Below are 10,755 nucleotides of genomic sequence, written 5' to 3'. Positions count from 1 at the left end.
GCTATTCTCTCAAAAAGATAAATTTAAAGTAGAAGTTGCGTGATGATTGAAAGTGAGAAGAATGACAACGAATAAAACTGCCCACAGAGCATAACTTATATTTTTTTTGCCATACATAGTCGTTATTGCAGTACCTAAAGCGATTAAAAATGGAAAAAACATAGCTTTAAATCTCCTTTACATCCGGTGTTTAACTCTTAATTTATTTCAGCTTCCACCATTATTACAAAATTGGGCAAAAAAGAGACCATGGATTTATTATTCACAATTCGTCATTCACTTTTCTTGTCATACTATCTAAGTGAAAAAACAAAGAACCATATAATCGCTAAGAAACACATCTCAACAAAAGCACAAAAGCGCTGATTATTCGCTTCCCTTTATATCAGCTATTATTAAAATATATCAACGATTACAAAGAGCACATCCCCCCACTCAATTAAAATAACCACTTGAACAGCAAAATAAATAGCCTTTGAAATTAAGAGATCGATATCTCTTTTTTCTCAAAGAATATCCTCACTTTGCAACGCATTTTCGCCATAAAAATCTCTTTTTCTCATGAGCAATTTTTCAAATTGCAGCAGATTTCATAATATATGGTGACCATGTTTATTTTGGCAAATAAAAATGAAACATTTTTAAAAAAACTTACAATCAATGCCTTTCCCCCGATGTATTTTTTCCTCTTACCTTAAATAAACAGCAATTCCGCAGCTCAACAGTCTCATAGGTCCAACGCCACCCCTTAACACCTCCCCTCAAAATTCATCCCTCCCCCTCAAAAGAAGTGCTTCATAACCTTCAATACTTTAATTTTTCATCTCTCGAGATCCCCCTTTAAATTTTTAGCTTTCCATCTTATTTGAAAAATAACTGTTTCTCTGTCATCAATTGGCTTTGCAAAGAGAATATAAAACTTTAAAAAAATAATGATAAAGAATCGCATTGAACCTTTGAAAAGGATGGTGAATGATGAAAAAATCATGTGATGTCGCGATTTTAATGGGGAGCCAATCGGATTGGCAAACGATGTGCCATAGCGCAGATATTTTGACAAATCTTGGTATTTCTCATAGTTCGCATATTGTCTCAGCACACCGAACCCCTGAACGCCTTTATCAATTTGCAAAAGAAGCAAAAGAAGCAGGGTTTAAAGTTTTAATCGCCGGTGCAGGGGGCGCAGCGCATCTTCCTGGTATGCTAGCAGCCCTTACGCCTCTTCCTGTTTTTGGCGTTCCAGTGCATTCTCATTCTCTTTCTGGTCAAGATTCTTTGCTTTCAATTGTGCAAATGCCAGCAGGGATACCCGTTGGCACATTAGCAATTGGCAAAGCAGGTGCAATTAATGCAGCACTTTTAGCCGCAGCCGTTATGGCCATTTATGATCATGATCTCGCCCAACGATTACAAGATTGGCGTCAACAACAAACAGCTAATGTCGCCAAAACGCCTGTAACGGAGGGTTAAAATGGCACCGTTTTCCAACACGCCCCCCTCACCCAACACCACCCCCTCACCCAACACCCTCTCACCTAACATGTTACCTCCAGGCAGCGTCATTGGTTTAATCGGCGGCGGACAGTTAGCACGGATGCTCACCATAGCGGCCGCAGAATTAGGATTTCGAACAGTTATTTTTTGCCCTGAGGCCGATTGCCCAGCCGCTCAAACAGCAAACAGCCATATTGTTGCCTCCTATGACGATACATCAGCTTTAGATCATTTTATTTCTCAGTGTGATGTTGTCAGCTATGAATTTGAAAATCTTTCGCTTCAAACGGTTCAATATGTAGAGAAGAGTAAGCCTGTTTATCCTTCTTCCAAAGCATTAGAGATCACGCAAGATCGACTTTTTGAGAAGCAATTTTTGCGTGATCAAAGAATTGGCACCGCCTCATGGTATGCTGTTGACAATTCTTCTTCTCTTCTTTCCGCGCTCGATGCCTTAGGCGGACGTGGTCTTTTAAAAACGCGTCGTTTTGGTTATGACGGAAAAAACCAGATCAAGCTTGACCACCCCGATGAACAAACCCTTGACGAAGCCTTAAGGACTTTTCAGGAGCAGCCTTGTATTTTGGAAGAGATAGTTCCTTTTTTATCGGAAATTTCAGTTCTCTCGGCTCGCACAAAACAAGGAGAACATATTTTTTATGATTGCCCTGAAAACCAACACAAAAACGGAATTCTTCATAAATCCTTTGTTCCATCACATATTCCACTTGACGTGCAAAAAGCAGCCCAAGAAATCAGCCTAACAGTCATGGATGCCCTCGATTATGTTGGTGTTCTTTGTATTGAGTTTTTTGTCTTAACGGATGGTCATCTTTTAGTAAATGAACTCGCGCCGCGTGTCCATAATTCTGGTCATTGGACACAAAAAGCATGCATAACTTCACAATTTGAACAGCATATCCGTGCTATTTGCGGTCTTCCATTGGGCAGCACATACCGCCATAGCGATTGCCAAATGACAAATCTTCTTGGGAAAAATTTAAGCACGTTAAAATATTTTCTGAAGCAAGAGCGCACCTCGATCCATTTATATGGCAAAAGCACTGTTCAACCCTACCGCAAAATGGGGCATGTCATCCAATTAATGGGACCAGCTAGCAAATTTTAAACCCACATATATACAAATGCTTTTCCCCTCAATGAACTGAAAAACAACCTCTCCCCTCACACCGATATCCAGCGGCTCAAAGCGCGCCGCCCCCCGCCCCAATCCTTTTAATTTGCCCCCTAGCAGGGCTTCACGCCCTCCTACAAGCTCCTTCTCCTCCATACCCCCCACCCTCAAAAACCACACCAATCAACAATCCAACGGCTCAACAGCGCTCCTGACCTTTCAACACCCCCTTGACAGAGCTTATTTGTTTAAAGCTGAAAAGGCTTTTACTTTTTTCCACTCTTTGTCCTTCTTTTGCGAGAATATTTTTACCTTCAAGGAAACCATTAACCCACCATAGGAAATGTATAATACACCCTTGACAAGAATAAGACTTCTTGTTAAATCTTCCTTACTTTTTTGCAATTTTCACTTATTCGTTGTGCTAATGAAGTGTGTTAATGCGTACCTTAAGGGTGCGTTTTTCTTTTTGTGATCACAGTGAAAAAGTGTATCGTGTGATGTTATGATGCAAGTACAATATCGCAATGCAATGTTCATTGAGTGAACAGTGTATTGGGGTTGTGGTGTTGTATTTTTGTGTTTTAATGTTGTATCATAGTATTGTGTTACGTAAACTGTTTAACGGTGAATATGATGAAAATTAAAAATTCGCTTAAAGCACTAAAGGAGCGCCACCGTAACAATCGTTTGGTGCGTCGTAAGGGTCGTATTTATATTCTTAATAAGACGAACCCTCGTTTTAGAGCGCGTCAAGGCTAATTCTTTTGGTTAATGTTTTTATGCCTACTTTTTGTAGGCTTAAAAATTTTTTCTTAAGATTTTTTGGGTTACGAGTCGGTTGGTTATAAGTTCGTTGATTACAAGTCTAGTATTTGATAATATTTGGTGATTTATCTTTTGGGGGCTTGTTTTTATGGATTCTTCTATTTTTTTAAAAACCTTTCGATTTTTTCAGTCGCGTTTTTTCTGTATTTTCAATCGCGTTTTTTTTCTTTTTTTTGTTGGCATATTTTGTTTTGTTCCCTCTAGCTATGGGCAAAATCCTCCTTCGCTTCCTGAAGATCGGCCTTCTCCACAATCGCTTTTACCCTTAGATGATCTTATTCCCAATTCTCCTCCCCCTTCCTCAACGCCCTCCGATTCTGATTTGTCTGCGGTTATTCTTGAAGATCTTGACAAAGAGCAGCTTTCCCATATTGACAGAGTTAAGCAACGCAAAGATGCCGAAATTTTACGTTTACTGAAAGAGTTGAAATATTGTGCTGATGTTTTTCAAGCAAAAAAGATCAGTCAACAACTTCAACACTTGTGGTCCCAATCGGGGAGTGAGACGATTGATCTTTTAATGTCATGGGCTGAAAATGCAATCAGTAGCGACGATTATGGACTTGCACTTGATTATATTGATAATGCTATTGCACTTTTACCTACTCACGCTGAAGCTTGGGTAAGACGTGCTTGGATTCACATTCAACTAAACGATTTCAAGCTTGCCATGCTTGATCTCAACCATGCTCTTGAACTTGAGCCGCGCAACTATATAGCTTTTTTTGAACTTGGCGTTACCATGGAAGCAACAGAGCGTCCAAAACTGGCTCTTAAAGCCTATGAAACCGCATTAGAATATTACCCACAAATGCGCAGAATTCAAAAGCGCGTACAAGCTCTGTTAGACGAACAATCACCACAAGCTCTTTGAAACCATTCAAGAACGAGATGCTTTACGCATCCTTTCAAACTTGGATAAGACGCAAGCCAGCTTTACATTCCACTCAATAAACTCAAAGCCCCCTGCTCATAACCACGCCCTCAAACACCCCGCACGCAATTGACCCCACCCCACGCAATTGAAAATGTCTTTTTTGAATTTTGACCTTTTTTGTATTGAAGGAAGCGTCCAAACACTTCCAATATACCCCTTAAAGAATTTCTTCTCCTAGCAAGCAAACGCTTCACGCTTGAGTCCTCTTCACACCGCCTCTTTTTTCACATCTCTCCATCATGGACAAAAAAAATTTTGTAAACACGATCCTCAAAAAATATTTTTTGAAAAAAAAACTTAAAACATCGCTGAGCCCTTTGATAAACTATTATCGCCTTTTTTTTATTTTTATGAGCTTCAACCATAGCAGAGAACATACCGTATCGGCTCTTCTCCACCCCTCAAAGTTGATAAAACAGCACTGAAATATTCCCCACGAGGCAAAAATTTCAAAGACGCAACGTCAGTTAACAAACATCCTTGAATAAAAAATATTCCCCTTCAAAGCTCCCCCAAGTATTCCCGCGAAACATAAAAATCAAGCGATTGCCAATAAACCGTTATGCCTCACTCAATCACCCACTCCCACTCATATTTTTTGCTTTTTTTACTTTGAATAACGCGTTCTATATATCATACAGCCATTTCTAGCAGCCACCCGCAAGGTTATAGAATCATCCTGAAAAAACTTTATGAAAAATAAGAGATTGTAGTTATTTTATCTCTAGCAGAAACTCTGAAATTGTTTTATATTAAGGAGGGTGTTCTGCGCTTCTCGACAGGAAATAACGTATTCCTGAGACCTTAATGATCTCCAAGGGAGCTGTCCCTGATCAAGCCCGTGGGCTTTTTCATATGGCGCCCACCTATTTGTATAGGTTCCCGGGATCAGCTTTTTCCATCGGCTGTTGTGGATCACCCTTTTTTACATCAAAATTTTTCCAGATAAAAATTGAGAGCGTCCTTTTACATAAGACCAATGACGATACTCTCTTTTCAAGAAAGAAAAATTACGATGAGCTTTATTTTATAAAACAGACAGCACTTACAAAAATAATCCCCTCTGTGAATCTGCTTCATCCCTTTGCACGCAAGCAACGCAAAAGCGGTTTATCGCATCAAGATACCCTATCATAAGAGCGCACACTTTCTTCATGAAGCACAGCTCTTATCATAACAGAGATTTACAAAACGCCAACAATGGATAAAATACCAGCATCTTATAAAACAATTGGCGAGACAATGACACATAATCCCCTCTGTGAATCGGCTTTATCCCTTTGCACGCAAGCAACGCAAAAGCGGTTTATCGCATCAAGATACCCTATCATAAGAGCGCACACTTTCTTCATGAAGCACAGCTCTTATCATAACAGAGATTTACAAAACGCCAACAATGGATAAAATACCAGCATCTTATAAAACAATTGGCGAGACAATGACACATAATCCCCTCTGTGAATCGGCTTTATCCCTTCGTACACAGCAGCGAAAAAGCGGTTTATCGCGTCGTGATGCTCTTTTAACAGAAGAGCGGGCACTCTTTTCGCAGCGTGCTTGTTGCCACTTTATTGAATACCTTGAAAAAAAGGGGACAAATTTTTCACAGCTCATTTTAGCAGGCTATTGGCCCATTAAATCGGAAATTGACCCGCGTCCTTTACTGGATGCTGTAGCGTTACGCGGCGGACGTTTAGCCTTACCAGCAGTGCTTGATTCCACCACCATGGTTTTCCGTGCATTTTCGCCCAACACGATTTTAGAGCCCATGCGTTTTGGCACCTTTGGTCCAAGTGCAGACAGTAGCGTTGTTGTCCCCAATAATATTATTGTTCCGCTTTCTGCATTTGATCGTCAATGTCACCGTCTTGGCTATGGAGGAGGATATTATGACCGTGCGGTTGAAGCTCTTGAAAAACAAGGACATCAAATAACATTATGGGGCATAGGATTTTCATGTCAGGAGGTTTCCTCTATTCCCGCAGCAGAACATGATCTACAGGTACAGGGGATTTTTACAGAAAAAGGTTTCTTAAAATGTTAAAATGTGATTAAAGCGCCTATGCGTTTTTTATTTTTAGGTGACATTGTTGGTAACACAGGCTGTAAAGCTGTTTTTGAACACCTTCCTCAACTGATTAAGAAGTGGCAGCTTGATTTTGTTGTGGTAAATGGTGAGAATGCCTCTGGTGGTTTTGGTCTCACACAAGAAACGTATCAAGATCTTTTGATGACCGGTGTTGATGTTGTGACCACGGGCAATCATGCTTTTTCTCACAAAGAAGCATTGCAGTATGCCCATGAGAGTGATCGTTTTTTACGCCCTGCCAATTTTTCGAAAGAAACTCCTGGAAGAGGTGTAGGTATTTTTACAGCAAAAAATGGAGCCCGTGTTCTTGTCGCCAATCTGTTGGGCAACGTTTTTATGCCGTGCAAAGTAGAAGATCCATTTGAAACAGCAGAAAATATTCTTTTAGCCTGTTCGTTGATGGAGCAAGCCGATACGGTTATTTTTGACTTTCACGCAGAAACGACAAGCGAGAAGCAATGTTTTGGCCATTTTCTTGATGGTCGTGTGAGTGTTATCGTTGGCACGCATACGCATATTCCCACGGCTGACGCACAAATCTTAGAAGGTGGGAGCGCCTATTTAACAGATGCAGGCATGTGTGGAGATTACAACTCATCTCTTGGAATGGACAAAGAAGAACCCTTACACCGTTTTCTTTATAAGACGAAGCAAGATCGTTTTGAACCGGCATGTGGTCCCGCCACCCTTTGTGGTTTAGCGGTTGAGATTTCAGACCGCACAGGTTTAGCAGAAAAGGTCTCGGCAGTACGGATTGGTCCTCATTTAAAGCCTGAAGTTCCAGATTTTTGGTAGCTTCTTTTAAGCCGCCCCCTTTGATGATCGCTCTCCACTGGGCGCCCTTTGGATGATTGCTCTCCAATGTTTCCTTTTGAGAACTCTTTTTGGCAAGATGACTTTTCAAGCCCTTCCCAAATCCCTAAAAACACCACGCCTTCCAATTTGCCTAACACAGCAACTTTTCTAACACAAATAAGTCACTCTTTAAAAAGGGAAAAGGTCCAAATTTTCATGATTTTTAAAATGACGAGAAGGAGGTTCTATTTGGACATTTCTGCGGGGGGGGGGGAGGAGAAATGCTAACCCCCTTCTCTAAAAAAGGGTTTATAGAATAATTTATTATTTAGCAAGAGCCTCTTTAATTTTTTCTTTATTCTAACAAAAAATTAATCTTAAAATTGCCTTCTGCTTTTTAGGTTTAAGCTCTCTAAAACTTTTCAAAAGGACTTGCTCTTCTTTACTTCCGATCTCATCATCACAAGTTGAGACGTTTTCCTTTGTTGAAAGATCAGCGTAAAAAAAGGAAATGGGAACATTGAGAATATCAGCAATTTCTTGTAAACGCCCCGCCCCTATACGATTAGAGCCTTTTTCATATTTTTGGATTTGTTGAAAAGTCACACCTAACTGGCTGCCTAATTGCTTTTGCGACATCCCGATCATCGTTCTTTTAAAGCGAATTTTTCTGCCTATCGAAATGTCGTTAAAGTGTGGATTTTTATCTTTCACTTCAAGCTCCCCTACCGGTTGCGAGCGCCTCTTATGCGTATTCTGGGAGTCAAAAACACTGAGTTCAGTCAGCTTTTTTGCTTTTAGTGCTAGAGCGCACCTGGACATGGCAAAAACTCCCGGAATCTCGCGATACTTATAAAGCAGGCTAATGTCTCAGCTTGGATTTTCAGGCTTTGGGCTCCACCATTCAACCGCACTGTACAACGAGAACCCTCGTTCTTGTTCATAAAATAATTTCAGGAGACCAGCAATAAATTTAAAACAGTGTTTTTATCTCATGAGACAATCAAACACAAAATTGCCTTCTGCTTTTTAGGTTTAAGCTCTCTAAAGCTTTTCAAAAGGACTTGCTCTTCTTTACTCGAGATCCTTTCATCATAAGGATCCAAGGCGTTTTCCTTTGTTGAGAGATCGGAATAAAAAAAGGAAATGGGAACATTGAGAATATCAGCAATTTCTTGTAAACGCCCCGCCCCTATACGATTAGAGCCTTTTTCATATTTTTGGATTTGTTGAAACGTCACACCTAACTGGATGCCTAATTGCTTTTGCGACATCCCCAGCATTGTTCTTTTAAAGCGAATTTTTCTGCCTATCGAAATGTCGTTAAAGTGTGGATTTTTAGCTTTCACTTCAAGCTCCCCTACCGGTTGCGAGCGCCCTCGCATAAGTATTCCGGGAGTTGAAAGAGCTGAAACTTGACTCAGCCTTTTGCTTTTAGTGCGCAGACGCACCTGGACATAACAAAAGCTCCCGGAAATCCGGGATATCCATAAAGCTGGATAAATACGTGTCTCAAGTTTCGGGTCTTTCATTCCCTGTTGATCGCTGCGTAGACGACCAAAACATTCGCTTACAATAAAGTAATTTCAGGAAATTGGCAATAAAATTTAAAAACAGTCTTTATTTGTATTTTTATCAGAGGCAGATAACCTCTCATTTTTGATTAAATTATGTGTGAACGAAGTGAGCTCTATTTATTGAAATAAGTATAAGATCATAATCAAGAGATGCTAGACGTAGTAAAAACCTTTCATAGGCATCATGAGCAAACAAGCAAAGAAATATCATGATGATACCACCAATGACCATTGCTGTTTGGTGTTCATAGGGTGCAACTCCTGCTGTGTATCCGAAAAAAAGAAAAAATAGGAATAAAGCCAAGCCACCAGCAAAGAAGTTTAAGAAGGCAAAAACTGGTTTACGAATGAATAATAAAATAAGGAAGATTGCGTAAAGCAACCTTTTAAATATCACAGCCAACATTCTACGTATTGTTTTAAATATCCAAACGAATATTCTACGTATTATCTTGAACACCCCACGCATTATAGTTGAAGCAATGCTCTGTTTTGCATCTAACCTTTCTTCTTTGGTGTTTTGTCTTCTTAGAAGAAAGACTGCTCATGACTCTCCCATTTTCAAGCCACTGTACTATAAAAATGTACTATAAAAATAATTTATCTCTAATTATATCATCCCAAAATACAACAATATTTTATTCATTTTAACTAAAAAACAAGTGCTTTATTAAGAAGAAAAGCTATTTTCATTAGTAAGAGCTGTTAAATCCTTACGTCTAAAATAGATAGAGCGTCCACAACGAACAGGTGGTTGCCCTTGCATAAGAATAATCTGTTCGTCTTTTCGCATTTCTTGTGTTATTTCATGTGGATATATTAAAGGTCTTTGTCGCAAACTTAAATGCTCTGTTCCTTCTATACCTGATGTTCCCAGAGTTATGCTTGAATCTTTCACTTCAATGGTCATTTGACCACATGCCTTAGATATATTTTCAGCAGTTTTAATATCTTTTATTGCGGCATAGCTTACAAAAGCACAATTTTCAAACCACGTCATAACGCCTAACGAACCGAAATAACGTTCTATTTGCTCTACAGACTCGTAAAAAAGCATGAGAGATATGCCATATTTGCGTCCACGATCACGTGCTTCTTCTAAAATGTTCATATATCTTAAAAGATCAGCATTATCTAAAATAAAGAGCACTCTTTTTGCATAATTACCATTAGCAGCCTCCATAGCTCTGAGAAAAGAGCCAACAAGGACACGCCCAACACCTGGATAAGATTTTAAAATTTTTGAGGGGATATTTAGAAAAATATCAATATTTCCCTTTGTTATATCGGTAGTTTTAAAATCATTACCACTGATAAGATCTGCATAATTAGAGAGTGAAAGCCATTGTATATCTTTTGCAGCAGTAGAATAGACATCTGAGAAAGTTTGCGCCGCCATATTTGTAAAAACGCCAAGGGTTTCACGAATAAATTGGGATGAAGAATTTGATCGTATAGATTGCAATTTTCCAATCACGGACGGTTCTGGCATTGACATGATCGTATGAAGCGTTTTTAAGTTTTTTTCCTTTAATGTGTATTCATCAGAAAAGACAATATGCGCAAGTAGTCCTGTTAACAAATTATGTGCGTGTGATACAAAGAATTGGTCTGTCGAAGTTGATTTGTCGTTTTCAGAAAGAAGGAGTCTAGCAACTTCAACCACACCCGCTTCTCTTTCATAAAGGGGGAGATTTTCATCTAACAGCCAATCTAAAGGATTAAAAGTTTCTGTTAAAGAACCATGGGGGTCAAGAACGTATACTTTTCTGTTTGACAGCTGCCTTGTTTTTTTACCATTGGAGCGATTTCAGTTGAAGGGCTTTAACAGCTTACTTGTAATCTATTTATATCTGTGTAATCATATACATTATGGATAGATTTGTTGGGATAGGTAAGG

11 protein-coding genes and 1 other RNA gene are annotated in these 10,755 nt (G+C 39.4%); 7 read left to right on the top strand and 5 right to left on the bottom strand.

Annotation, left to right across the window (positions count from 1 at the left end; all coding sequences use genetic code 11):
* Positions 1-9: 9 nt before the first annotated feature.
* On the bottom strand, positions 10-162 hold the full coding sequence (locus ACFIKE_RS06835) for a DUF5993 family protein (RefSeq protein ID WP_375626364.1): 153 nt from the start codon (positions 160-162) through the stop codon (positions 10-12).
* Positions 163-972: 810 nt separating this feature from the next.
* Between ACFIKE_RS06835 and purE the strand changes: the two genes are divergently transcribed.
* Together purE and ACFIKE_RS06825 are read left to right on the top strand one after the other, a co-directional pair.
* Positions 973-1,470 carry a 5-(carboxyamino)imidazole ribonucleotide mutase gene (gene purE / locus ACFIKE_RS06830; RefSeq protein ID WP_375625365.1) on the top strand — a complete coding sequence of 166 codons (498 nt, stop codon included), beginning with the start codon at positions 973-975 and terminating at the stop codon, positions 1,468-1,470.
* A 1-nt stretch (position 1,471) separates the two neighbouring features.
* A complete protein-coding gene (locus tag ACFIKE_RS06825; protein ID WP_375648816.1) occupies positions 1,472-2,623 on the top strand; it encodes a 5-(carboxyamino)imidazole ribonucleotide synthase in 1,152 nt (383 codons plus the stop codon).
* Here ACFIKE_RS06825 and ACFIKE_RS06820 read toward each other — a convergent pair.
* Positions 2,597-2,785, bottom strand: coding sequence for a hypothetical protein (locus tag ACFIKE_RS06820; protein WP_375626368.1), 189 nt, complete (start codon positions 2,783-2,785; stop codon positions 2,597-2,599). The genes ACFIKE_RS06825 and ACFIKE_RS06820 overlap by 27 nt on opposite strands.
* A 480-nt stretch (positions 2,786-3,265) precedes the next feature.
* Between ACFIKE_RS06820 and ykgO the strand changes: the two genes are divergently transcribed.
* The 5 genes from ykgO (at position 3,266) to ACFIKE_RS06795 (ending at position 7,278) form a co-directional block, all read left to right on the top strand.
* The gene (ykgO, locus tag ACFIKE_RS06815; RefSeq protein ID WP_013545486.1) at positions 3,266-3,391 is read left to right on the top strand and encodes a type B 50S ribosomal protein L36; all 126 of its coding nucleotides are present in this window, start codon (positions 3,266-3,268) and stop codon (positions 3,389-3,391) included.
* A gap of 154 nt (positions 3,392-3,545) precedes the next feature.
* Positions 3,546-4,331, top strand: a complete 786-nt coding sequence (locus ACFIKE_RS06810; protein ID WP_375648814.1) for a tetratricopeptide repeat protein — start codon at positions 3,546-3,548, stop codon at positions 4,329-4,331.
* An 823-nt stretch (positions 4,332-5,154) separates the two neighbouring features.
* Positions 5,155-5,315: non-coding RNA, 6S RNA (gene ssrS / locus ACFIKE_RS06805), on the top strand.
* Between the two features lie 517 nt (positions 5,316-5,832).
* Positions 5,833-6,438 carry a 5-formyltetrahydrofolate cyclo-ligase gene (locus tag ACFIKE_RS06800; protein WP_375648811.1) on the top strand — a complete coding sequence of 202 codons (606 nt, stop codon included), beginning with the start codon at positions 5,833-5,835 and terminating at the stop codon, positions 6,436-6,438.
* A gap of 18 nt (positions 6,439-6,456) precedes the next feature.
* Positions 6,457-7,278, top strand: a complete 822-nt coding sequence (locus ACFIKE_RS06795) for a TIGR00282 family metallophosphoesterase (protein ID WP_375626371.1) — start codon at positions 6,457-6,459, stop codon at positions 7,276-7,278.
* A gap of 360 nt (positions 7,279-7,638) precedes the next feature.
* Here the strand turns inward: ACFIKE_RS06795 and ACFIKE_RS06790 are convergent, their stop codons facing one another.
* The 3 genes from ACFIKE_RS06790 to ACFIKE_RS06780 form a co-directional block, all read right to left on the bottom strand.
* Complete coding sequence (locus ACFIKE_RS06790; protein ID WP_375648809.1) at positions 7,639-8,100, bottom strand: helix-turn-helix domain-containing protein; 462 nt, start codon at positions 8,098-8,100, stop codon at positions 7,639-7,641.
* Positions 8,101-8,270: 170 nt separating this feature from the next.
* Positions 8,271-8,810, bottom strand: coding sequence for a helix-turn-helix domain-containing protein (locus ACFIKE_RS06785; protein WP_375648807.1), 540 nt, complete (start codon positions 8,808-8,810; stop codon positions 8,271-8,273).
* Between the two features lie 715 nt (positions 8,811-9,525).
* Positions 9,526-10,635, bottom strand: coding sequence for a type IV secretory system conjugative DNA transfer family protein (locus tag ACFIKE_RS06780; protein ID WP_375648818.1), 1,110 nt, complete (start codon positions 10,633-10,635; stop codon positions 9,526-9,528).
* Positions 10,636-10,755 lie beyond the last annotated feature (120 nt).

Source organism: Bartonella sp. MU70NMGDW, assembly GCF_042194085.1.
GTDB classification, from domain to species: Bacteria; Pseudomonadota; Alphaproteobacteria; order Rhizobiales; family Rhizobiaceae; genus Bartonella; species Bartonella grahamii.
This window is presented reverse-complemented; position numbering and strand designations above follow the sequence as displayed.

Bases quoted from the DNA above. Each gene is read 5' to 3' on its own strand.
- ACFIKE_RS06835 (WP_375626364.1), bottom strand. From the start codon at position 162: ATGTTTTTTCCATTTTTAATCGCTTTAGGTACTGCAATAACGACTATG.
- purE (WP_375625365.1), top strand. From the start codon at position 973: ATGATGAAAAAATCATGTGATGTCGCGATTTTAATGGGGAGCCAATCG.
- ACFIKE_RS06825 (WP_375648816.1), top strand. From the start codon at position 1,472: ATGGCACCGTTTTCCAACACGCCCCCCTCACCCAACACCACCCCCTCA.
- ACFIKE_RS06820 (WP_375626368.1), bottom strand. From the start codon at position 2,785: ATGGAGGAGAAGGAGCTTGTAGGAGGGCGTGAAGCCCTGCTAGGGGGC.
- ykgO (WP_013545486.1), top strand. From the start codon at position 3,266: ATGAAAATTAAAAATTCGCTTAAAGCACTAAAGGAGCGCCACCGTAAC.
- ACFIKE_RS06810 (WP_375648814.1), top strand. From the start codon at position 3,546: ATGGATTCTTCTATTTTTTTAAAAACCTTTCGATTTTTTCAGTCGCGT.
- ACFIKE_RS06800 (WP_375648811.1), top strand. From the start codon at position 5,833: ATGACACATAATCCCCTCTGTGAATCGGCTTTATCCCTTCGTACACAG.
- ACFIKE_RS06795 (WP_375626371.1), top strand. From the start codon at position 6,457: ATGCGTTTTTTATTTTTAGGTGACATTGTTGGTAACACAGGCTGTAAA.
- ACFIKE_RS06790 (WP_375648809.1), bottom strand. From the start codon at position 8,100: ATGTCCAGGTGCGCTCTAGCACTAAAAGCAAAAAAGCTGACTGAACTC.
- ACFIKE_RS06785 (WP_375648807.1), bottom strand. From the start codon at position 8,810: ATGAAAGACCCGAAACTTGAGACACGTATTTATCCAGCTTTATGGATA.